Below are 20,771 nucleotides of genomic sequence, written 5' to 3' on the forward strand. Positions count from 1 at the left end.
CTCATCCGGGCCGGCCCGGGTCGTGGGACCGTACGGCGGCGACCGGGGGCGACGGCTCACGGGCCGCGTCGCCGCCCCGCGGTGGCGGGACGTTTCCTCTGGGGTCGCACTGCTCGTCGGAGGTCACCCGGTGGTGCCAGCCCTGGCGGGCGAGCGCCCGTGCGAGCGCCTTGACCATGCGGGGGTCGAACTGCGTTCCCGCGCACCGTTCGAGTTCCCGCAGCGCCGTCCCGACCGGCCGGGCCCGCCGGTACGAGCGCGTCGACGTCATGGCGTCGAACGCGTCGGCCACGGCGACGACCCGGGCGAACTCGGGGATCTGGCCCCCCGCGAGCCCGTACGGATAACCGCTCCCGTCGAGCCGCTCGTGATGGTGCAGGATCGCCGCCCGCGCCTCCCCGAGGAAGCCGATGCCCCGGACCATCTCGTGCCCGTACTCCGGATGCAGCTCGATGACGCGCCGCTCCTCGGGGGTCAGCGGTCCGTCCTTGCGCAGCAGCCGCGTCGGAACGCCCAGTTTGCCCACGTCGTGCAGGATCCCGGCGAACCGCAGCACCTCCACGCGGTCCTCGCCCATGCCGATCTCGCGCGCGATCATCACGGACGCGCGGCCGACCCGTTCGCTGTGCCCGCGCGTGTACGTGTCCTTGATGTCGACCGCCTGCACGAGCGCCCGGATCGTCGCCTGGTGGGCGGCGCGCTCGCGGTGGTACTGCGCGAAGACCCAGCAGGAGATGTACATCGGCAGGAGCACGAAGAGCGCGGCGAGCGGCCCGTACGCACTGCGCCAGAGCACCGCCGTCATCAGCCCCGCCAGTCCCTGCACGCAGTGCGGCGCGAGGGACCGCAGCAGCAGCCCGCGCCACGCGGTGCGCAGCGGCAGCCGCTCGGCGGTGGCGAGGATGCCGCCGTCGAGGGCGGTCAGGACCAGGCAGAAGGCGAGGACGGCGGCCCCGGCGGGCAGCAGGACGTAGGGGAAGTCGGGGGCAGCGCGTCCGGCCGCCGCGCCCCCGAGCGACGCCCCGCCGTCCAGGAACGCGCAGACGTGCGCCGCGCACCACGCGGCGAGCGCCAGCTGCGCCGCCCGCCAAGCCCGCCGCACGGCGCGCGGGCGCCGTTCGACATGGCCGGCGAGGGCTCCCGGTACGGCGACGAGCGCGGCGGCCGACGGCGGCAGGAGCAGCACGGCGGCCAGCAGCACCGGGAAGAAGGAGCCCGAGCCGGCCCGTACCGCGCTCACGAGGAACGGCCGGCGCCCGAGCACCTCGCACGCGGCGTAGAGCGCGGCGAGCAGCGCGGCGCTCTTCCACGGCGTACCGGCGCCGGGCCGCAGAGCGGGGGTCGCACAGCAGACGGCCGCGATCAGCGCGCACAGGATGTACGCGCGCGCCGCCGCCGAAAGGGCTCTCACCTGGGTCGCTCCCGTTGTCCCGGTCCACTCGCCACAATGCGTGCGCCAGGCTAGCGAGTTGGGCGGGGCCGGATACGACGAAGCGGCCGATTAGCACCTTCGGGTGACAATCGGCCGACTTCGCGACAAGCGGGGTGGCGGGGTTGCTACGCCTCGTTGGCCGTGGCCGGACTGTCGGCGGCCGTGGCCGTCACGTCCTGTTCGGGCACAGCCTGTCCGGACCGGATCAGGTCGATGCGCCCCATGACCTTGGACCGCAGGTCGGCGGGTACGTCGTCACTGCCGCAGCAGCGCTTCACCAGCTTCTTCACGGCCTGCTCCAGCCCGTACTTCTCCAGACACGGGGAGCACTCCTCGAAGTGCACCTCGAACTTGGTGCAGTCGCTGTCGGGCATCTCGTGGTCGAGGAACTCGTAGAGATGATCCAGGACCTCAGAGCAGTCCGTCTCGTGCGGCTCTCCGCAGCTCATGAGCCCGAACCTTTCCCGTCGTTCGACTCTCCGGCACCCGCCGGAACCAGCCCGCGGTCACGCGCGTAGTCCTCGAGCATGCCGCGCAGTTGACGGCGGCCCCGGTGCAGCCGGGACATCACCGTGCCGATGGGTGTTCCCATGATGTCCGCGATCTCCTTGTACGCAAAGCCCTCTACATCCGCGAGGTAGACCGCGATGCGGAACTCCTCGGGGATGGCCTGCAGCGCGGACTTGACGTCCGAGTCGGGCAGGTGGTCGAGTGCCTGCGACTCGGCGGAGCGCAGGCCGGTCGACATGTGCGACTCGGCGCGCGCGAGCTGCCAGTCCTCGATCTCCTCGGCGCCACTGCGCTGAGGCTCACGCTGCTTCTTCCGGTACGTGTTGATGAAGGTGTTCGTCAGAATGCGGTAAAGCCACGCCTTCAGATTCGTACCCTCACGGAACTGGTGGAAGGACCCGTACGCCTTGGCGTACGTCTCCTGCACCAGGTCCTCCGCGTCGGCCGGGTTGCGCGTCATGCGCAGCGCGGCCGAGTACATCTGGTCGAGGAAGCCCAGCGCGTCGCGCTCGAATCGCGCGTTGCGCTCGGCGGTGCTCTCCTCCGCCGCCTGGCCGTCGTCGGTCCCTGTGTCGGTCCCAGTGACCGGACCCACCTCCTCCAACGCCGTGGCGGGGCCGAATGCGGACCCGCTCGAATCGGAGGATAGACGACGATCCTGCCCTGCCGCCGCCCGACGGGGGGCGGTCTTCGCCGCAGTGAGCACCGTCCACTCCAGGTCAGCGGTGTTCGAGCGGCTCGGGCAGATGGTCGATCCCATGCGACGGACTCCCTCTCCACGTACGTGCGGTGTATGTCGACGCACGCAATAACAGAGGGGTGGCGCTCATCATTCCCGCAGGCCGCCGATCCAGGTCCCGACCGCGTCCGTGATCGTCGCGACGACCTGTTCGTCCGTCGTCGCGGCCTTCTTCGGTACGGCGAACCCGTGGTCCGCGTGCGCCACCTCCACCAGGTCGTACGCCCCGTCCGGGAACTCCGCGGGCTTCCCGAAGGGATCGTTTCCGCCCTGTACGACCAGCGTGGGGACCCCCGCGCCCAGCAGCTCCCCGGCGCGGGACTTCTCGGGGCGGCCGGGCGGATGCAGCGGGAAGCTCAGCGCGAGCACGGCGCGCGCGCCGAGTTCGGCGGCGGTACGGCACGCCACCCGCGCGCCCGCGCTGCGGCCGCCGGCCACGACCGGCAGGCCGGGCCTCCGCAGCGCCGGCCACAGTCCGCGCCATCCGGCGTCCAGGGTCCGGGGCGCTGGGGCGACCTTCTTCCCGGCCACCCGCCAGGGCTGCTCCACCAGCGCGACACTCACCCCGCGCGCGGGCAGCGCGGCGGCGAGCCCCTGGAGGTCCCGCGCCCCGATCCCGCCACCGGCGCCGTGGCTCACGGCCAGTACGACCCAGGGGTCCGCGGCCTCGGCCCAGGTGATGCGTGCCGGGCCGGTCTCCGTCTCCACCGTCTCACTGTGCGTCACGGGACCATCCTGCGCCCCGGGGCCCGGGATCACCGAACGCCTCACCCGTCACGGCTCAGAACAGCGTCTCCACCTCGGGCGCCGCCAGCTCCTCCAGCAGCTCCGGACCGTTGTTGCGCACGTTGCTCACGGCGGTGGTCACCGGGTACGCCCGCATCAGTCCGCCCGGCGGGGGCGCCAGCAGCTCCCGCAGGTCGTCGACGTCCGTACGGGCCGGATCCAGCCACGCGTCCCACCGGTCCGGCGTCAGCATCAGGGGCATCCGCGGGTGGATGTCGGCCAGCGACCCGGGACCGGTGGCCGGCGCGACCGCCAGCGGGGACTTCTCCGCCTCGGTGGTGACGACGGAGCAGGTGACCCACCACGCCTGCGGATGGTCGTCCGGCAGCGTCCGGTCGCGCCAGAACTCGTACAGCCCGGCCATCGCCATGACCGACCCGTCGGCCGGCGTCACGAAGTAGGGCTGCTTGCGCGGCCGCTTCTTCCGGCCCTGCTCCTCCAGCTGCCGCTCGTCCGCGCCGGTGACCCACTCGTAGTAACCGTCGGCGGGAATGAGACAGCGCCGGGAGGCGAACGGCTGCCGGAACGACGGCTTCTCGTGCACCGTCTCCGCCCGCGCGTTGATCATCCGCGCCGCACCCTCGGGCGACTTCGCCCACGAGGGGACGAGCCCCCACTTCAGCTTCCTCAGCTGCCGAACCGGACCGTCGTCGCGCGCGTCCTTCACAGGACGCTCCAGTACGACGTGCACCTCCTTGGTGGGCGCCACGTTCCAGTCCGGCGCGAGCGCCTCCTTCGGCTCCCACTTCCGCACGCCGAACAGCCCGACGAGATCCTCGGGCCTCCGGCTCGCTGCATACCGTCCGCACATAAGTGCCAGACTGCCACGACCGACCCGACCGCAAGGAGCCGCCCGGACAATGGACACCACCCAGCTCGGCGACCTGTGGGACCGCGTCTTCGGTACGCAGCCCGACCCCGACCAGTGGCTGGTGATCGCCACGGCCGTCGCCGCTCTCGCCGTCGTCGTCCCGCACGCCGTCTGGCGGGTGGCGCGCAACGCGATCACCATCGCCCACGAGGGCGGCCACGGCCTGATCGCCCTGCTGACGGGACGCAGCCTGGACGGCATACGCCTGCACTCCGACACGAGCGGCCTGACCGTCAGCCGGGGCAAGCCGACCGGCATCGGCATGATCCTCACGGCCGCGGCCGGCTACACCGCCCCCTCGCTGCTCGGCCTCGGCGGCGCGTGGCTCCTCGCGGCGAACCACATCACCCTCTTCCTGTGGATCGCGACGGCCCTGCTGCTCGCGATGCTGGTGATGATCCGCAACGCGTACGGCGCCCTGACCGTGATCGTCACCGGCGCGGCCTTCCTGCTGATCTCGTGGCTGACGGAACCGGAGGTGCAGGCCGCCTTCGCGTACGCCGCCGTCTGGTTCCTGCTCGTCGGCGGCGTGCGGCCGGCCTTCGAGCTCCAGTCGAAGCGCCGTCACGGCGGCGCCCCGGACTCGGACGCCGACCAGCTGGCGCGGCTCACGAACGTGCCGGCCCTGCTGTGGCTGTTCTTCTTCCACACGGTGTCGGTCTGCGCGCTGCTGGGCGGCGGCCGCTGGCTGCTCGGGCTGTAGGCCCGCCCGCGCCGTCGCGCCGGCGGACCGGCACCCCGGGTTACGCCCGGTTTAGACGTATTTGATCAAGATCCGGCTCCGCCGCGAGCCACTAAAGTGATGGCCATGACCGAAAGCTCCGTGCACCCCGCCCTCTGGCCCGCCCCGCGCGCGGGCGAAGCCGTCGACGCGACCGTCACCGTGCCCGGATCGAAATCGGTCACCAACCGCGCTCTCGTCCTGGCCGCCCTCGCCGCCGAGCCCGGATGGCTGCGCCACCCGCTGCGCTCCCGCGACACCCTGCTGATGGCCGATGCGCTGCGCGCGATGGGCGTCGGCATCGAGGAGACCGTCTCGTCCAGCTCGTCGGCCACCGGCGAGCTCAGCGGCTCGGGCGAGGCGTGGCGGATCATCCCGGCGGGGCTGCACGGGCCCGCCACGGTCGACGCCGGCAACGCCGGCACCGTGATGCGCTTCCTGCCGCCCGTCGCGGCGCTCGCCGACGGCGACGTCCGCTTCGACGGCGACCCCCGTTCGTACGAACGGCCCATCGGCGCCGTCATCGAGGCGCTGCGCACGCTGGGCGCCCGTATCGACGACGACAACCGCGGCGCCCTGCCGCTCACCGTGCACGGCAACGGAGCGCTGGACGGCGGGGCGGTCGACATCGACGCCTCCTCGTCGTCGCAGTTCGTGAGCGCGCTCCTGCTCTCCGGCCCGCGCTTCAACCAGGGCGTCGAGGTACGGCACACCGGCGCCGTCCTGCCGTCCATGCCGCACATCCGGATGACCGTCGACATGCTGCGCGCCGTCGGCGCGCAGGTCGACACCCCGGAGTCCGGCGGTGAGCCCAACGTGTGGCGGGTCTCCCCCGGCGCCCTGCTCGGCCGCGACCTGACCGTCGAGCCCGACCTCTCCAACGCTCAGCCGTTCCTCGCCGCCGCCCTGATCACCGGCGGCCGCGTGACCATCCCCGACTGGCCGGAGCGCACCACCCAGCCGGGTGACGCGCTGCGCGAGATCTTCACCGAGATGGGCGGTTCCTGCGAGCTCACCGAGCAGGGACTCACCTTCACCGGCACGGGCACGATCCACGGCATCGACGTGGACCTCGGCGACGTCGGCGAGCTGACCCCGGGCATCGCGGCGGTCGCCGCCCTGGCCGACTCCGAGTCCGTCCTGCGCGGCGTCGCCCACCTGCGGCTGCACGAGACCGACCGGCTGGCCGCGCTCACCCGGGAGATCAACGCGCTGGGCGGCGACGTCACCGAGACCGCCGACGGCCTGCGCATCCGGCCGCGCCGCCTGCACGGCGGGACCTTCCACACGTACCACGACCACCGCATGGCGACCGCGGGCGCGGTCATCGGCCTCGCCGTCAAGGACGTGCAGATCGAGAACGTGGCGACCACGGCCAAGACGCTGCCCGACTTCCCGCAGATGTGGACCGGAATGCTCGACGGAAACTGACGGGGCCTGACGACATGCGCCGCTACGGCAAGAACCCCGACGAGGACGACATCCGGATCCGCCCGAACCGCAAGGGCAACCGGCCTCGCACCCATACCCGCCCCAAGCACGAGGACGCCGTCGAGGGCTTCGTCCTGACCGTCGACCGGGGCCGCATCACCTGCCTCGTCGAGGACCGCACGGTGATCGCGATGAAGGCCCGCGAGCTGGGCCGCAAGTCCGTCGTCGTCGGGGACCGGGTCGCCATCGTGGGCGACCTGACAGGCGACAAGGACACCCTGGCCCGCATCGTCCGGGTCGAGCCGCGCGCCTCGGTGCTGCGCCGGACCGCCGACGACGACGACCCGTTCGAGCGCGTGGTCGTGGCCAACGCCGACCAGCTGGCGATCGTCACCGCGCTGGCCGACCCGGAGCCGCGCCCGCGCATGATCGACCGCTGTCTGGTCGCGGCGTACGACGCCGGGCTCACGCCGCTCCTCGTATTGACCAAGTCGGACCTGGCGCCGGCCGACGCGCTGCTGAACGCCTACCGTCCGCTCGGCGTCCCGTACGTCGTCACCAGCCGCGAGGACCTGGCGAACGGCGCCGCGACCGATCTGGTGCGCAAGCACCTGGAGGACAAGGTCACGGCGTTCGTCGGCCACTCGGGCGTCGGCAAGACGACCCTGGTCAACACGCTGGTGCCGGAGGACCGCTGGCGTACGACCGGCGTGGTCAACGCGGTCACGGGCCGCGGCCGGCACACCACCACGTCGGCGCTCGCGCTGCCGCTCACGGGCGTGCCGGGCTGGGTGATCGACACTCCGGGCGTCCGCTCCTTCGGGCTGCACCACGTGGACCCGTCGCGCGTCATCCTCGCGTTCCCCGACCTGGAGCCGGGTACGGAGGACTGCCCGCGCGGGTGCAGCCACGACGAGGCCGAGTGCGCGCTGGACCGGTGGGTGGCCGACGGCCACGCGGACCCGGCCCGGCTCGACTCGCTGCGCCGGCTGCTCGCCACGCGCGAGCGGCGCGAGGGCGACTGACCGCGCCGCGTTCACCTCCCGCGGGCCGCCGGTATGGGCATAATCGCCCAAGTCAGACGAAGCAGTCACCGACGCGGGAGGAAACCGACCATGGCGTGGCTGCTGGTGATGGTGGCGGGACTGCTGGAGACCGGCTTCGCCGTGTGCCTGAAGCTGTCCCACGGCTTCACCCGGCTCTGGCCCACCATCGCCTTCTGCGCCTTCGCGCTGGGCAGCTTCGGACTGCTGACGCTCGCGCTGCGCAAGCTCGACGTGGGACCGGCGTACGCGGTGTGGACGGGCATCGGCGCCGCGGGGACCGCGATCTACGGCATGGTCTTCCTCGGCGACGTGGTCTCGACGCTGAAGCTGATCTCGATCTCGCTGGTGATCATCGGCGTCATCGGCCTCCAGCTCTCGGGCTCGGCCCACTGAGACCCGGCCCGCCGGGAGCCGCACCGCCGGGACCCGGGCCCGCCAGGGCCTTCCGCAGCAGGCGCGCGAAGCCGTCCCCCGGCTCCGCGGGCGCGAGGACGTACGAGAGCGCGACACGGACGGCGAGTTCGCAGCGGTACGCGACCTCCGCGGCCTCCGCCTTCGTACGTCCTGTCCCGAGCGCGGCGAGCGCCCTGTCCCGTACCGCCGCGACCACGTCGGCGGGCCCCGGCGAACCGGCGTCGGCCCGCCGCTGCGCGGGCACCGGCGACACGGCCGTACGGGGGACGGACCGGCCGGGGCGCGGGGCGGGCATCCCCTCGCCCCAGCATCCCGTGAGCAGCGCGCGTACGAGCGGATTGGCGCGGGCGGCTGCGACGGTCCACTCGGCGACGGCCGCGAGACGGTCCTCGGTGCCCGCGGTGCGCGACGCCGCCGGCTCCTGCGCCCGCGGCCGCGGCTCGCGGCCGCCGTGCGCGCCCGCCTGCGGCCCGCCCGCCGGCCGCCCCGCCGCCCGGTCGGGCAGGCGCCCCGCCAGCACCCGTTCGACGCCCGCGAGATAGCCGTCGGCCTCCCGGCGCACCAGGGCGCGGGCGAGGCCGTCCTTGGTGCCGAACTCGTTGTAGAGGGTCTGCCGCGAGACGCCCGCCGCCGCGGCCACGTCGACCATCCGCACGCCGGACCACGGACGGATCGCGAGCGCGGTGAAGGCCGCGTCCAACAGGGCTTCTCGCGCTGTGGGCATCGCGTTCGCCTCCCCGACCGCTGGGGTTTCAGAGTTGACGCGCCACCGGGCCCTGTCAATGGCGCACGGGGCGGCGGGCGGCGCCCGCACAGCGAGACCGTGTGGTTCGCGCACATCGCGGTCGATACTGTTCAGTCATGCCCGACTACCACGATGATCTGCGCTTTGCCCATGTTCTCGCCGACGCCGCGGACGCCACGACGATGGAGCGTTTCAAGGCTCTGGATCTCAAGGTCGAGACCAAACCGGACATGACGCCGGTGACGGAGGCCGACAAGGCCGCCGAGGAGCTGATCCGCAGCCACCTGCACCGCGGCAGGCCGCGTGACGCCGTTCTGGGCGAGGAGTACGGGCTTCAGGGCACGGGGCCGCGCCGCTGGGTCGTCGACCCGATCGACGGCACCAAGAACTACGTGCGGGGCGTGCCGGTCTGGGCGACGCTGATCTCCCTCATGGAGGCCGGCGAGAACGGCTTCCAGCCCGTGATGGGCGTCGTGTCCGCGCCGGCGCTGGGCCGCCGCTGGTGGGCGGCGAAGGGAGGGGGGGCCTACACGGGCCGCAGCCTCACCTCGGCGACCCGCCTCCACGTCTCCAAGGTCGACCGGATCGAGAACGCGTCCTTCGCGTACTCCTCGCTCAGCGGCTGGGAGGAGCGAGGCCGGCTCGACGGCTTCCTCGACCTGACCCGCGACTGCTGGCGGACGCGCGGCTACGGCGACTTCTGGCCGTACATGATGGTGGCGGAGGGCGCGGTGGACATCTGCGCCGAACCCGAGCTCTCCCTCTGGGACATGGCCGCGAACGCCATCATCGTCCAGGAGGCGGGCGGGGTGTTCACCAGCCTCGAAGGAGTGACGGGCCCGCACGGCGGGAACGCCGCCGCGTCCAACGGCCTCCTGCACGCGGAGATGCTGAACTACCTCCGCGCCTAGGTCCCGTGGCCCCCGCGCCCGGGAAACCGGCGTGCGGGGGCATGTGATCGTCGGTACGTCCCTCCCGTGCCCTCTTGTCGCCTTCCCTCCGGGCTGCCACTCTGTGAGATCCCCCCACTTGTGAACTTGTGAATCGGTTCTCACAGCGCGTGAGCCGTTCACCAAGGAGGTGGCTCTGTCCATGCTCGTACGTGACGCCATGAGCACGGTGGTCCTCACCATCGGCCCCGCCCACACACTCCGCCAGGCAGCCCGGCTGATGGCGGAGCGCCGCGTCGGGGCGGCTGTTGTCCTCGACACCGACGGACTCGGCATCCTGACCGAACGCGACATCCTCATCTCCGTCGGGTCGGGCCAGGACCCCGACCTGGAGACGGCCGGCGCCCACACCACCACCGACGTCGTCTTCGCGGCGCCCTGCTGGACCCTGGAGGACGCCGCCGACGCCATGGCGCACGGCGGTTTCCGGCACCTGATCGTGCTGGACGGAGACGGCCCCGTCGGGGTCGTCTCCGTACGCGACATCATCCGCTGCTGGGCGCCGGGCCGCAGGCAGGCCCGGCCCCAGCCGGACGCCCTGGTGGGCTGAGCGCGAAAGAGGGCCGGGTTCCCCTGGGGGAATCCGGCCCTCCGCCTACGACAAGCGTCCGTACTAGCCGCGCAGGGCCTGGACCGCGGCGTCCAGCCGCTTGCCGAAGTCACTGTCCGCCTGACGGAAGTTGTTGACCGCGCGCTCCGCGATGTCGTCGCGCGACACCTTGGAGATGAACTGGGCCAGGTTGTCGATCAGGCGGCCCTTCTCGTCCTCGGACATCAGGCGGTAGAGGTTGCCCGCCTGGACGAAGTCGTCGTCCTCGGCGTGCAGCGGAGCCTCGTGGTTGCCGGTGGGTCCGGTGACCGGCACGGGCTCCCACAGCGGCCGGCCCGTCTGGACGGGCCCGCCGAAGCTGTTGGGCTCGTAGTTCTTGGTGCCCCTGTGGCGGCCGTCGTACAGGTAGCCGTCACGGGAGTTCGTCCGCGCCTCGGTGGCGTGCGGGCGGTTCACCGGCAGGTGGTCGGCGTTGATGCCGACGCGGTAGCGGTGGGCGTCGCCGTACGCGAAGAGGCGGCCCTGGAGCATCTTGTCCGGGGACGGGCCGATGCCGGGCACGAAGTGCGCGGGGCTGAATATCGACTGCTCGACCTCGGCGAAGATGTTCTCCGGGTTGCGGTTGAGCTCCAGCTTGCCGATCTCGATCGGCGGGTAGTCCGCGTGCGGCCAGACCTTGGTCAGGTCGAACGGGTTGAAGCGGTACGTCGCCGCCTCGGCCGCCGGCATGATCTGCACCTGCACGGTCCAGGAGGGGAACTCACCGCGCTCGATGGCCTCGCGCAGGTCGCGCTGGTGCGAGTCCGGGTCGACGCCGGAGAGGCGGTTGGCCTCGTCGGTGGTGAGGTTCCTGATGCCCTGGTCGGTCTTGAAGTGGTACTTGACCCAGAAGACCTCGCCGGCCTCGTTGTTCCACTGGAACGTGTGCGAGCCGTACCCGTTCATGTGGCGCAGCGTCGCCGGGATGCCGCGGTCACCGAACAGCCAGGTCACCTGGTGCGTCGACTCGGGGCTCAGGCCCCAGAAGTCCCACACGTTGTCGGCTTCCTGGGAGCCGGTGTACGGGTCGCGCTTCTGCGTGTGGATGAAGTCCGGGAACTTGATGGCGTCCTTGATGAAGAAGACGGGGGTGTTGTTCCCGACGAGGTCGTAGTTCCCCTCCTCCGTGTAGAACTTCAGCGCGAAGCCGCGGGGGTCGCGCACGGCGTCCGCGGAGCCGAGGTTGCCCGCGACCGTCGAGAAACGCAGGAACGTCTCGGTCTTCTTGCCGACCTCGGAGAGGAACTTCGCCCGCGTCCACTGCGAGACGTCGCGGGTGACGGTGAAGGTGCCGTACGCGCCGGCGCCGCGCGCGTGCACGATGCGCTCCGGAATGCGCTCGCGGTTGAAGTGCGCGAGCTTCTCGAGCAGCGCCTGGTCCTGAACCAGAACGGGGCCGCCGACGCCAGCGGTCTCGCTGTTCTGGTTGTCGGCGACCGGCGCGCCGGCCTCCGTGGTGAGCGGTCCCTGCGTCACGTGCGCCTCCTGCGTCATACCTGCAAGTCCTGTCCCTTGGCGTTTGCCGGTCTCGATCCTACAATGGACTTTGTCTAAGTCAAGCAAACATCCAAAGTCACACCCGTTCGGGACCTGGGCCCCACCACTGTTAGGCTGGATCGCATGAGTGACCTGTTGGAACGACTGCGCGGACGCGGCTGGCGCATGACCGCTCAGCGGCGCGTCGTGGCCGAAGTCCTCGACGGGGACCACATCCACCTGACCGCCGACGAGGTGCACGCGCGCGCCGTCGCGAAGCTGCCCGAGATCTCCCGGGCGACCGTCTACAACACGCTGGGCGAGATGGTGTCCCTCGGCGAGGTGATCGAGGTCTCCACCGACCGCCGGGCCAAGCGGTACGACCCGAACGCGCACCGCCCGCACCAGCACCTGGTGTGCGCGCAGTGCGGCGCCATACGCGACGTGCATCCGGTCGGGAATCCGCTCACGGACCTGCCCGACTCCGAGCGCTTCGGCTTCACGATCTCGGACGTAGAGGTGACCTACCGGGGCACGTGCCCCAACTGCGCCTCGGCCTGACGCACACCGCACGGACGCGAAGGGCCCCGCACCGGATACGGTGCCGGGCCCTTCCGCTTCTCCGGCCTTCATCGGCCTGCTTCGGCCTGGATCAACGACGAAGGCCCGGATCTCTTTCGAGATCCGGGCCTTCGGCTACTTCTTCAGTAGCGGGGACAGGATTTGAACCTGCGACCTCTGGGTTATGAGCCCAGCGAGCTACCGAGCTGCTCCACCCCGCGTCGGTAAACACGACTGTACGTCGCACCGCCGACCAGCGCAAATCCGTTCCCGTACGCGAGGCAGAAACGATCCTCCAGCAGCCGTGGCCACACCGGAGCTACGCGGTGAGCTCCTGGTGCAGCGCCTCGCGCAGCCGGGCCGCGCGCTCGGCGACCTCGGCGGGTCCGAGCTCGACCGCCCGCGCGCACCAGCGCTCGCCCTCGTCCAGCTCGCCGTGGCGGGCCGCGAGCAGCGCGAGGCGCAGCGCGGCGCGGCCATGGCCCGCGTGCGCGGCGCGGGACCACCACAGGGCGGCCTCCGGCTCGCTGCCCTCGCGGGCCAGCAGCAGCCCGAGGTTGAACGCGCCGTTGCGGCTGCCCGCCTCGGCGGCCTCCCGGTACCAGCGGGCGGCGCCCTCCAGGTCGCCCCGGCCGGCCGCGAGCATGCCGACGCGCACCTGGGCGCGGCGGTGCCCCTGCTCGGCGGCCCGCTCGTACCACTCCTCGCACTCGGTCTTCTCGTTCAGCGTCTCGCCGAGGCCGGGCGGGCCGGCGGGCGGCTGCCTGCTGTCGAGCAGCGTGGCGAGCCGGAACGCCGCCTCGGCGCTGCCGCTGCCCGCCGCGCAGCGCAGGTGCCGCTCGGCGTCCTGCTCCTCGCCGTCGCGCAGCAGCGCGATGCCGACCTGGAGCGCCGCCTCGGTGTGCCCGGCGGCGGCGGCCCGCTCGTACCAGACGAAGGCCGTACGGTCGTCGTCGCGACCCGCGTAGAGGATGCCGAGGTTGAAGGCGGCGTCGACGCTGCCCGCCTCGGCGGCCTTGGAGAACCACGGCTCGGCGCCGGCCGCGTCCCCGCCCTGCAGCAGCAGGATGGCGAGCGCGTTGGCCGCCTCGCGGTGGCCGGCGTAGGCGGCGCGGCGGTACCACTGGTCGGCCTGGGCGGTACGCCCCTGGGCCGCGCAGAGCAGCCCGAGGTTGTACGCCCCGTTCACGTCGCCGGCGTCGAGGGCCGCGCGGTACCAGCGCTCGGCGGTCTGCTGCTCGCCGCGCGCGGCGTGCAGGGCGCCCAGCGCGTTGGCCGCGTTGCCGTCGCCGTCCTGGGCGGCGCGCAGCCACCACACGGCGGCGCTCTCCTCGTCGCCGGCGTCGCGCAGCAGGAAGCCGAGCGCGCAGGCGGCCCGGGGCTCGCCGTCCTTGGCCGAGGTCAGGTACCAGCGCCCGGCCTCCTTGAGCTCGCCGCGCTCCTCCAGGATGGCGCCGAGGTGCAGGGCGGCACGCCGGTGGCCGCGCGCGGCGGCCTGGCGGTACCACTGCTCGGCCTCGACGGCCGGCGGCAGCTCCGCGGCTCCCGTCCCGGCGTGCCGGGTGCCGGTGCCGAACGGCCCCGCGCCGGCACGCCGGCCGCCGCTCTCCACCGCGTGACGCGTACCGGTGCCGGGTCCCGCGTCCGCCCGGCCCTTCGCCGCGTCCCCACCCGCCGGCCCGGCGTCCGCGCCGGACGCGTGCGTTCCGGTTGCCGGGCCCGGGCCGCCGGGCTCCCCGGTGTCCTCGTCGGAGCCGTCGCCGGTCTCCGCGTACCCGTACCCGGGGTAGCGCGTGCCCGAGGGGCCGAGGCCGGGGCTCTGGCCGCGGGCCGGGCCGGTGCCCGCGGCCGCGCCGGCGCCGGGCAGCCGGGTGCCCGTGTCGAAGTCGAGGTGGCCGCGGCCCCGGACGGCGCCGGACCGGGCGCCGCTCCGGGCGATCCCGGCGGCGGCCACGCCGGTCCGCGCCTCGGCGGCGGCCCGGCGGTCCAGCGTGCGGGCCAGGCGGTACGCCGCTTCCCGGTGCCCCTGTTCGGCGGCAGCGCGCAGCCACCGCTCGGCGCCCACGTCGCTGCGGTGTTCCAGGAGGTCCGCGAGGGCGTACGCCCCCAGCGCGTGCCCCTGCTCGGCGGACTGGCGCAGCCAGTACTCCGCGGCGGGCTCGTCGCCGCGCTCGCGGTAGTGCCGGCCGAGGGCGTGCGCGGCCGCGGCGGATCCGGCCACGGCGGCGATGCGCCACCAGCCGGCCGCCTCGTCGGCATATCCGCGCTGGTGGAGGAGTACGCCCAGGTTGTTCGCGGCGGCGCGGTCGCCGTCGGCGGTCGCGGCGCGCAGGTGCGGCTCGGCGCCGTCGAGGTCCCCACGGCGCAGCAGCAGCGAGCCGAGCACGCTCATGGACTCGGTGTCGCCGTTCTCGGCGGCGCGGCGGTGCCTCGCCTCGGACTCGTCCTCGGCGGTGTCCACGGTGTCAACAGCGTGCTCCTGGTGTCGCTGCACAAACCGCCCTGTCTCCAACAGAGTTGTCCTGTCCCCCATAAAAACCATCGTCGCACCACCCGCAACCCGGGTACACCTGGTATACCGCAGCCAGTGAGGTCACTTCAGCGTTTTGTCGACATGCCCACAGAGAGACACTCCAAACTCCTGACGCCCAATTCCGCCCGCATGAAGGACGCTTCGCACGGACGAGCGCGGGCGTCCGGGCGCACAACAAAGGCCCGGATCTCTTTCGAGATCCGGGCCCTCGTCTTCTTCTTCAGTAGCGGGGACAGGATTTGAACCTGCGACCTCTGGGTTATGAGCCCAGCGAGCTACCGAGCTGCTCCACCCCGCGCCGTTGTGTTCAAACAGTACCACGGCGCGGGGACGTCCCAGCTCAGCTGCCCTTCTGGTCGCCCTTCTCGTCCTGTCCGGCCTTCTCAGGCTTCTCGCCCTCGGCGCCGGGCGCGGCCGGCGTCTCGGGCTTCGCGCCCGCCTCCGCGGCCCGCTGCAGCGCGTCCTGGAGCTTCTCCTGCGCCTTGCCGTACGCGGTCCAGTCCTGCTGCTTCAACGCCTCCTGGCCCTCGTCGTACGCCTTCTGGGCGTCCTCGATGGCCTTCTGCAGCGACGGGTCGCCGTCGGACGGCGGCCGGGTGGTGTCGTCCTCGCCGTCCTTAGGCGGCGGAGGCGTCTCACCCTCCTCGCCGAAGACGGCGTTCAGCGCCTCACCGAGCGAGTCCTTGAAGACGGTCTCCCTGCCGTACGACACGGCGACCTTCTTCAGCAGCGGATAGGCGTTGTTGCCCTGGGCGTACACCGGCTCGACGTACAGGAAACCGTCGTTGAGCGGAATCGTCAGCAGGTTGCCGTACTGGATGTCCGAGTTGGCGCCCTTGAGGTTGCGGACGAACTCGGCCACTTCCGCGTTGCTGTTGAGCCGGTTCTGGACCTGCTGGGGGCCCGGCACGTCTCCCGTCACTCTCAGGAGCCTTATCGTGCCGTAGTCCTTGCTCGACGCGTCGGCGTCCACCGCCATGAAGGCTCCCAGGTTCGGGCGCCCGTTGGGGGTGAAGGTCGTCGTCAGCGAGAACTTGCGCTCCTGCTCCTGCGGCATCTTCAGGCTCAGGTAGTACGGCGGCACGGAACTCTTCTCGCCCGTGGTCGGGTCGTCCGGCACCTGCCACGCGTCACTGCCGCTGTAGAACTGCGACGGGTTCTCGACGTGGTAGCGGGTGAGCAGCTCTCGCTGCACCTTGAAGAGGTCCTGCGGGTAGCGCAGGTGCTCCATCAGGTCGGGCGCGATGTCGCCCCTGGGCTTCACGGTGTCCGGGAACGCCTTCATCCAGGTCTTCAGGACCGGGTCCTCGGTGTCCCACTGGTACAGCTTGACCGTGCCGTCGTACGCGTCGACGGTGGCCTTCACCGAGTTGCGGATGTAGTTGACCTGGTTCTGCTGGGCGATCACCGCGCGCTGGCTGTCGGTCTGCGACAGCGAGTCCGCCGTGGTGTCCCCGAGCGTCGTGCGCGACGCGTAGGGGTAGCCGTTGGTGGTGGTGTAGGCGTCGACGATCCACTGGACACGCCCGCCCACGACCGCCGGGTAGGCGTCGCCGTCGAGCGACAGCCACGGCGCGACCGCCTCGACGCGCTCCTTGGGCGTGCGGTTGTAGAGGATCCGCGAGCCCTCGCCGATGGCTCCCGAGTAGAGGATCTGCGGCTCGCTGAAGGCCACCGCGTACGCGGCGCGGTTCAGCGCGTTGGACAGGTTGACCCCGCTCTTGCCCTTGTAGCTGGTGGTCTTGGTGGGCTCGCCGTTCTTCTCGTAGTCGAGCTCCTTCTGCGGGCCGCCCACGATCGAGTACTGCTGCGTCTTCTCGCCGTAGTAGATCCGCTGCTCGTACGTTCCGAGCGTGCCCCGGGCCGGCAGGCCGGACTCGGTGAAGTCCGGCGCGCCCTCGGTGTCCGGCTTGACCGCGGTGCCCTTGGCGGCGACCACGCCGTAACCGTGGGTGTACGTGAAGTGGTCGTTGATCCAGTTGCGCTTCGGGATGCCCTTGAGGTCGAGCTCGCGCAGGCCGACGACCGTGTCCTGGCCCTTGTACCGGTCCACGTCCAGCGTCGCGGGGAACTGGTAGTACTTACGCTCCTGCTGGAGTTGCTGGAAGGTCGGCGGCACGACGTTCGGGTCGATCACCCGGTAGCTGGCCGCCGTGTCGGCGTCCTGGCGCAGCTGGGCGTTGTCCTTGCTGTCGCCGACGCCCTGGTAGTCGTCCACCTTGGCGTCGTCGATGCCGTACGCCTTGCGCGTCGCGTCGATGTTCTTCTTGATGTACGGCGATTCCTTGGCCTGCTCGTTGGGCTGGACCTGGAACTTCTGCACGATCGCCGGGTAGAGCCCGCCGATGAGGATCGCCGAGAGCACCATGAGGCCGAAGCCGATCACCGGCAGCTGCCAGGTGCGGCGCCACAGCGTCGCGAAGAACAGCAGCGCGCAGATGACGGCGATGCAGAAGAGGATCGTCTTCGCCGGGAGGTAGGCGTTGGCGTCGACGTACCGCAGGCCGGCCCAGTTGCCCGTGGCCTTGAAGTCACTGGACTTCACCGCGAGGCCGTAGCGGTCCAGCCAGTACGCGACGGCCTTGAGCGCCACGAAGATGCCGAGCAGCACCGACAGGTGGCCGGTGGCCGCGGCGGTGGCCCTGGCGCCCGGGCTGGTGATCCGCAGACCGCCGTACAGGTAGTGCACGAGGGCGGCGGCGATCAGGGAGAGCACGGCGGCCGCGAAGCCGAAGCCGAGCAGGAAGCGGTACCAGGGCAGGTCGAACGCGAAGAACGACACGTCGAGCTGGAACTGCGGGTCCTTCTGGCCGAAGGACACGCCGTTGACCCACATGAGCCAGGTACGCCACTGCCCGGACGCGGACGCGCCGGCGATCAGCCCGACCAGAGCGGTGACCGCGAGGAGCACCCACTTCTTGTACGGGGCGATGCCCATCCGGTAGCGGTCCAGGTTCTGCTGCTCCAGCGACATCGCGCTCAGCGGCGGCCTGAGCCGGTGCGCGAGCCAGATGTTCACGCCGACGGCCAGGGCCATCAGCAGCCCGAAGACGGCGAAGAGCCCGATCTTGGTCCACAGGGTGGTGGTGAAAACGGACGAGTATCTGACCGAGCGGTACCAGAGCCAGTCCGTCCAGAACCCGGCGAACATGACGAAAGCCATGGCCAGGACGGCCAGGACGCCCAATGTCATGAGCAGGGTCCGGACGCGCCGGGACGGGCGGCCGACTCTGATCCGTGGCCCTGTCGGGCCTCCGCCGCGGTCCGGCATCTGGAAAGCCAAGGTGCGCACCTCGAAAGTTCGCTGTCGTAAGAAGCGGGCTCCGCGATCGTAGAGCCCACTCATGCAACTTACTGAAGCTTTACTCAGTTCCCGCTTTGGGGTCCGAAGGAGGCAGGATGTCGACCATGTCCAACGTTTCCCCCTCCGGGCCCCCCATGGCCACGAGTCCGCTCACCCGAGCCGTGCTCGAAATCGACGAATACACCTCCGGCCTCGGCTGGGACCAGCCCGCCAGGCTGTTCGCCCTCGTCGACACCGCCCAGCTGCGAGCGCAGGAGCCGGGCCTCGCCGCCCAGCTCGGTCTCGCCGAGGGCGAGGCGGCGGCCGCGCTCACGCCCGTCGAGCAGGAAGAGATCCCGTCGGGCACCGCGCTCGACGAGTTCCTCGCCACGATCGCCTGGCCCGACGCGGTGGCCGGCTGCGCGCTCACCGTGGAGCGGCTGATGCTGCCGCCGTCCGCCGAGGCGTCCGTGCCTGAGGGCATGAACGAGGCCCAGCTGGCGAAGTGGGTCGCGAAGCACCCCGACCGCCAGGAGGTCCGCATGACGGTGGCCGTGCTGCGCAACGGCGTGCGCGAGTCCGCGCTGCGGCTGCGGGAGAAGGACTCCCCCACCGAGGTGCTCACCGGAGCGATGCTCGTTCCGGGGCTGGCCGAGGCCCTGGCCGCGACCTTCGAGGCGTAGCCGCCGCGAGGCGCGCGGGTCCTTGGGGGCACGGCCGCCGGCGGTCAGCCCGTCGTGCACCGCGGCAGGCCGGCCGTGTCCCCGCCACGGATCTTCTCCAGCGACTTCCTCGCGTCGCCGATCGTCTCGACCTTCACCAGGGTGAGGCCGTCGGGGACGTCGGCCGCGGCCGACGCGCAGTTGTCCTCGGGCGTGAGGAAGTACTCGGCGCCCGCCTGGCGCGCGCCGACGGTCTTCATCTCGATGCCGCCGATGGGGCCGACCTTGCCGGCGTCGTCGATCGTTCCCGTACCGGCCACGAACCTGCCCCCGGTCAGCCCGCCGGGTGTGAGCTTGTCGACGATGCCGAGCGAGAACATCAGGCCGGCGCTGGGTCCGCCGACGTCCACCAGCTTGATGTCGATGCTGAACGGGAAGGTGTGGTCGGGTCCCGCCTGGATGCCGACGATGGCGCGGTCGTCGTCGGCCTTCTCCGTGGTGATGGCGATGTCCTTGGCGCCCACCGGCTCCTTGCCCGCCTTCTCCGCCGCGGCGGCGTCCTGGGCGGGGACGATCGTGAAGACGACCTTTTCGGTGGGCTTGTGCCGGGTGACGAGCTTGGCGACGTCCGCGGGGTCCTTGACGGCCGTGCCGTCCACGGCCTTGATGACGTCGCCCGCGTGCAGTTCGCCCTCGGCGGGGCTGTCCTTGAGGACGGTCTGCACCACGACGCGGGTCTTCACCGGGATGCCCAGTTCCCGCAGCGCGGCGGTCTTGGCGCTCTCCTGGGACTGGCTGAACTCCTCGGCGTTCTCCTGCGTCGACTGCTCCTCCGTCTTGCCGTCGGGGTAGAGCGTGTCGTGCGGGACCACCACGCTGTCGTGCGCCAGCCAGCCGTAGACCGCCTCAACGAGGTTCATCCGGTAGTCCGCGCCGGTGACTCTGACCGTGGTCATGTTGAGATGGCCGCTCGTGGGGTACGTCTTGCGACCGGAGATCTGGAGCACCGGCTCGCCCTTGGCCTCGCCGAGCGTGTCGAACGTCGGGCCCGGGGACATCTCCGAGTACGGCACCTTGATGAACACGCCCGCGCACAGCAGCGCGATCAGGATGAGGGTCGAGGCGAGCATCGTCACTGTGCGGCGTGGCATGGAACGACAGTACGGGACGGGTCTGTCAGTGCACCGCTGGGGCCGGTCCGTACGGGGCCCCAGGGCTCGGAGGTACGGCGCGGGCCGCTTCACGCGCCGTCAGACGAGGCCGGTGCCGGAGTGCGTCTTCTCCATCGCCTCACGGAACCGCGCGTAGCCGGCGAGTTCGGAGACGTCGCCGGCCGTTCGGTTCCTGGCTGCCCAGCTCGCCCATATCGCAGCACCGAGTGCAGCGAGCAGCGGAATCAGCAACCACGCGAGTGCCGCCATCCCGACCTCCCGACCCCTAGGACCGACCGCGTTGGGCCGATCAGCAGATTAGCCACCGGTGCGTCCAACGCTCACGGCAGGGGCCCGGTTACGCAAATCGGGGCGGTTCGGCACCGGCCAGGTTTCGGCGAAGATCTTTCAGCAGGCTCCGACCCATTCGTCCGTGCCGTCGGAGAAGGTCTGGTGCTTCCAGATCGGCACTTCGTGCTTCAGATCGTCGATCAGCCTGCGGCAGGCCGCGAACGCCTCACCCCGGTGCGGACAGGAGACGGCCACGACGACGGCCAGGTCGCCGATCTCCAGGTCACCCACACGGTGGACGGCCGCCAGGGCGCGCACCGGGAAATCCGCGGCGACCTTTTCGGCCACACGGCGTAGCTCGTCCTCGGCGGAGGGGTGGCAGGAGTAACCGAGCCTGTCCACGTCGGCGCCGCCGTCGTGGTTGCGCACGGTGCCGACGAACAGCGCGGTGCCGCCCGCGGCGTCGTCCCCCACAGCTCTGAAGACCTCGTCGACCGAGAGGGGGGTGTCGCGGATCGCCAGCAGTCGGAGCGGGTCCTGCGCCGCCTGCTCGCCGGGGTGGGAATGCGTGCCTGCCATG

Annotated in this window: 20 protein-coding genes and 2 tRNA genes; 8 read left to right on the forward strand and 14 right to left on the reverse strand. The window is 71.5% G+C overall.

Annotated features, from left to right (window positions below; all coding sequences use genetic code 11):
• Window position 1: 1 nt before the first annotated feature.
• The 5 genes from AC07FK_RS02480 to AC07FK_RS02500 all read right to left on the reverse strand — a co-directional run bounded on the left by AC07FK_RS02480 (window position 2) and on the right by AC07FK_RS02500 (window position 4,278).
• A complete protein-coding gene (locus tag AC07FK_RS02480) occupies window positions 2-1,411 on the reverse strand; it encodes an HD-GYP domain-containing protein (protein WP_479101792.1) in 1,410 nt (469 codons plus the stop codon).
• Window positions 1,412-1,557: 146 nt separating this feature from the next.
• Window positions 1,558-1,881, reverse strand: a complete 324-nt coding sequence (rsrA, locus tag AC07FK_RS02485) for a mycothiol system anti-sigma-R factor (RefSeq protein WP_479101794.1) — start codon at window positions 1,879-1,881, stop codon at window positions 1,558-1,560.
• Window positions 1,878-2,537, reverse strand: coding sequence for a sigma-70 family RNA polymerase sigma factor (locus AC07FK_RS02490; RefSeq protein ID WP_167518243.1), 660 nt, complete (start codon window positions 2,535-2,537; stop codon window positions 1,878-1,880). The genes rsrA and AC07FK_RS02490 overlap by 4 nt, the downstream gene beginning before the upstream one ends.
• A 234-nt stretch (window positions 2,538-2,771) precedes the next feature.
• Entirely contained in the window at window positions 2,772-3,407 is a 636-nt protein-coding gene (locus tag AC07FK_RS02495; protein ID WP_479101796.1) for an alpha/beta hydrolase family protein, read from the reverse strand.
• Between the two features lie 55 nt (window positions 3,408-3,462).
• Window positions 3,463-4,278: an SOS response-associated peptidase gene (locus tag AC07FK_RS02500; protein WP_479101797.1), complete on the reverse strand. Its 816-nt coding sequence runs from the start codon at window positions 4,276-4,278 to the stop codon at window positions 3,463-3,465.
• Window positions 4,279-4,327: 49 nt separating this feature from the next.
• On the opposite strand from AC07FK_RS02500, the gene AC07FK_RS02505 reads away from it, so the two are divergent.
• The 4 genes from AC07FK_RS02505 to AC07FK_RS02520 all read left to right on the forward strand — a co-directional run bounded on the left by AC07FK_RS02505 (window position 4,328) and on the right by AC07FK_RS02520 (window position 7,929).
• Window positions 4,328-5,041, forward strand: a complete 714-nt coding sequence (locus AC07FK_RS02505; protein WP_479101799.1) for a M50 family metallopeptidase — start codon at window positions 4,328-4,330, stop codon at window positions 5,039-5,041.
• A gap of 105 nt (window positions 5,042-5,146) precedes the next feature.
• Window positions 5,147-6,490, forward strand: coding sequence for a 3-phosphoshikimate 1-carboxyvinyltransferase (aroA, locus tag AC07FK_RS02510; RefSeq protein ID WP_479101801.1), 1,344 nt, complete (start codon window positions 5,147-5,149; stop codon window positions 6,488-6,490).
• Between the two features lie 14 nt (window positions 6,491-6,504).
• Window positions 6,505-7,515: a ribosome small subunit-dependent GTPase A gene (gene rsgA, locus AC07FK_RS02515; protein WP_479101803.1), complete on the forward strand. Its 1,011-nt coding sequence runs from the start codon at window positions 6,505-6,507 to the stop codon at window positions 7,513-7,515.
• Between the two features lie 90 nt (window positions 7,516-7,605).
• Window positions 7,606-7,929 (forward strand): DMT family transporter, encoded by a 324-nt coding sequence (locus AC07FK_RS02520; protein ID WP_479101805.1) that lies wholly within the window; start codon window positions 7,606-7,608, stop codon window positions 7,927-7,929.
• On the opposite strand, the gene AC07FK_RS02525 is transcribed toward AC07FK_RS02520, so the two are convergent.
• Window positions 7,895-8,674, reverse strand: coding sequence for a TetR/AcrR family transcriptional regulator (locus AC07FK_RS02525; RefSeq protein ID WP_479101807.1), 780 nt, complete (start codon window positions 8,672-8,674; stop codon window positions 7,895-7,897). The two genes, AC07FK_RS02520 and AC07FK_RS02525, sit on opposite strands and share 35 nt — an antisense overlap.
• Window positions 8,675-8,811: 137 nt before the next feature.
• Here AC07FK_RS02525 and hisN point away from each other — a divergent pair, with 137 nt between their 5' ends.
• A complete protein-coding gene (hisN, locus tag AC07FK_RS02530) occupies window positions 8,812-9,606 on the forward strand; it encodes a histidinol-phosphatase (protein ID WP_479101809.1) in 795 nt (264 codons plus the stop codon).
• Window positions 9,607-9,787: 181 nt separating this feature from the next.
• Complete coding sequence (locus AC07FK_RS02535; protein ID WP_479101811.1) at window positions 9,788-10,195, forward strand: CBS domain-containing protein; 408 nt, start codon at window positions 9,788-9,790, stop codon at window positions 10,193-10,195.
• Window positions 10,196-10,258: 63 nt separating this feature from the next.
• On the opposite strand, the gene AC07FK_RS02540 is transcribed toward AC07FK_RS02535, so the two are convergent.
• Complete coding sequence (locus AC07FK_RS02540) at window positions 10,259-11,728, reverse strand: catalase (protein ID WP_479101813.1); 1,470 nt, start codon at window positions 11,726-11,728, stop codon at window positions 10,259-10,261.
• Between the two features lie 126 nt (window positions 11,729-11,854).
• Between AC07FK_RS02540 and AC07FK_RS02545 the strand changes: the two genes are divergently transcribed.
• Window positions 11,855-12,271 (forward strand): Fur family transcriptional regulator, encoded by a 417-nt coding sequence (locus AC07FK_RS02545; protein ID WP_355719121.1) that lies wholly within the window; start codon window positions 11,855-11,857, stop codon window positions 12,269-12,271.
• Between the two features lie 147 nt (window positions 12,272-12,418).
• Here AC07FK_RS02545 and AC07FK_RS02550 read toward each other — a convergent pair.
• From AC07FK_RS02550 to AC07FK_RS02565, 4 genes are all read right to left on the reverse strand, one after another.
• Window positions 12,419-12,492, reverse strand: a tRNA-Met gene (locus tag AC07FK_RS02550).
• A gap of 98 nt (window positions 12,493-12,590) precedes the next feature.
• The gene (locus AC07FK_RS02555) at window positions 12,591-14,813 is read right to left on the reverse strand and encodes a tetratricopeptide repeat protein (protein ID WP_479101815.1); all 2,223 of its coding nucleotides are present in this window, start codon (window positions 14,811-14,813) and stop codon (window positions 12,591-12,593) included.
• 215 nt (window positions 14,814-15,028) lie between these two features.
• Window positions 15,029-15,102: transfer RNA gene (locus AC07FK_RS02560), tRNA-Met, on the reverse strand.
• Window positions 15,103-15,144: 42 nt separating this feature from the next.
• Window positions 15,145-18,075 (reverse strand): UPF0182 family membrane protein, encoded by a 2,931-nt coding sequence (locus AC07FK_RS02565; RefSeq protein ID WP_479102551.1) that lies wholly within the window; start codon window positions 18,073-18,075, stop codon window positions 15,145-15,147.
• 128 nt (window positions 18,076-18,203) lie between these two features.
• Between AC07FK_RS02565 and AC07FK_RS02570 the strand changes: the two genes are divergently transcribed.
• Window positions 18,204-18,770 carry a PPA1309 family protein gene (locus AC07FK_RS02570; protein ID WP_479101817.1) on the forward strand — a complete coding sequence of 189 codons (567 nt, stop codon included), beginning with the start codon at window positions 18,204-18,206 and terminating at the stop codon, window positions 18,768-18,770.
• A 44-nt stretch (window positions 18,771-18,814) separates the two neighbouring features.
• Here AC07FK_RS02570 and AC07FK_RS02575 read toward each other — a convergent pair whose 3' ends face one another.
• From AC07FK_RS02575 to AC07FK_RS02585, 3 genes are all read right to left on the reverse strand, one after another.
• A complete protein-coding gene (locus tag AC07FK_RS02575; protein WP_479101819.1) occupies window positions 18,815-19,900 on the reverse strand; it encodes a YlbL family protein in 1,086 nt (361 codons plus the stop codon).
• A gap of 99 nt (window positions 19,901-19,999) precedes the next feature.
• Window positions 20,000-20,170 carry a hypothetical protein gene (locus AC07FK_RS02580; RefSeq protein ID WP_479101821.1) on the reverse strand — a complete coding sequence of 57 codons (171 nt, stop codon included), beginning with the start codon at window positions 20,168-20,170 and terminating at the stop codon, window positions 20,000-20,002.
• Window positions 20,171-20,308: 138 nt separating this feature from the next.
• Window positions 20,309-20,770 (reverse strand): molybdenum cofactor biosynthesis protein MoaE, encoded by a 462-nt coding sequence (locus AC07FK_RS02585; RefSeq protein WP_479101823.1) that lies wholly within the window; start codon window positions 20,768-20,770, stop codon window positions 20,309-20,311.
• Window position 20,771: the final 1 nt, after the last annotated feature.

The organism is Streptomyces sp. NPDC046122 (genome assembly GCF_056429965.1).

Excerpts from the sequence above, each read along its gene's own strand:
- AC07FK_RS02565 (WP_479102551.1), bottom strand. The coding sequence starts at position 18,075 with ATGCCGGACCGCGGCGGAGGCCCGACAGGGCCACGGATCAGAGTCGGC.
- hisN (WP_479101809.1), top strand. The coding sequence starts at position 8,812 with ATGCCCGACTACCACGATGATCTGCGCTTTGCCCATGTTCTCGCCGAC.
- AC07FK_RS02540 (WP_479101813.1), bottom strand. The coding sequence starts at position 11,728 with ATGACGCAGGAGGCGCACGTGACGCAGGGACCGCTCACCACGGAGGCC.
- AC07FK_RS02505 (WP_479101799.1), top strand. The coding sequence starts at position 4,328 with ATGGACACCACCCAGCTCGGCGACCTGTGGGACCGCGTCTTCGGTACG.
- AC07FK_RS02500 (WP_479101797.1), bottom strand. The coding sequence starts at position 4,278 with ATGTGCGGACGGTATGCAGCGAGCCGGAGGCCCGAGGATCTCGTCGGG.
- AC07FK_RS02545 (WP_355719121.1), top strand. The coding sequence starts at position 11,855 with ATGAGTGACCTGTTGGAACGACTGCGCGGACGCGGCTGGCGCATGACC.
- rsrA (WP_479101794.1), bottom strand. The coding sequence starts at position 1,881 with ATGAGCTGCGGAGAGCCGCACGAGACGGACTGCTCTGAGGTCCTGGAT.
- AC07FK_RS02575 (WP_479101819.1), bottom strand. The coding sequence starts at position 19,900 with ATGCCACGCCGCACAGTGACGATGCTCGCCTCGACCCTCATCCTGATC.
- aroA (WP_479101801.1), top strand. The coding sequence starts at position 5,147 with ATGACCGAAAGCTCCGTGCACCCCGCCCTCTGGCCCGCCCCGCGCGCG.
- AC07FK_RS02520 (WP_479101805.1), top strand. The coding sequence starts at position 7,606 with ATGGCGTGGCTGCTGGTGATGGTGGCGGGACTGCTGGAGACCGGCTTC.
- AC07FK_RS02535 (WP_479101811.1), top strand. The coding sequence starts at position 9,788 with ATGCTCGTACGTGACGCCATGAGCACGGTGGTCCTCACCATCGGCCCC.
- AC07FK_RS02555 (WP_479101815.1), bottom strand. The coding sequence starts at position 14,813 with ATGGTTTTTATGGGGGACAGGACAACTCTGTTGGAGACAGGGCGGTTT.
- AC07FK_RS02585 (WP_479101823.1), bottom strand. The coding sequence starts at position 20,770 with ATGGCAGGCACGCATTCCCACCCCGGCGAGCAGGCGGCGCAGGACCCG.
- rsgA (WP_479101803.1), top strand. The coding sequence starts at position 6,505 with ATGCGCCGCTACGGCAAGAACCCCGACGAGGACGACATCCGGATCCGC.
- AC07FK_RS02570 (WP_479101817.1), top strand. The coding sequence starts at position 18,204 with ATGTCGACCATGTCCAACGTTTCCCCCTCCGGGCCCCCCATGGCCACG.
- AC07FK_RS02580 (WP_479101821.1), bottom strand. The coding sequence starts at position 20,170 with ATGGCGGCACTCGCGTGGTTGCTGATTCCGCTGCTCGCTGCACTCGGT.
- AC07FK_RS02525 (WP_479101807.1), bottom strand. The coding sequence starts at position 8,674 with ATGCCCACAGCGCGAGAAGCCCTGTTGGACGCGGCCTTCACCGCGCTC.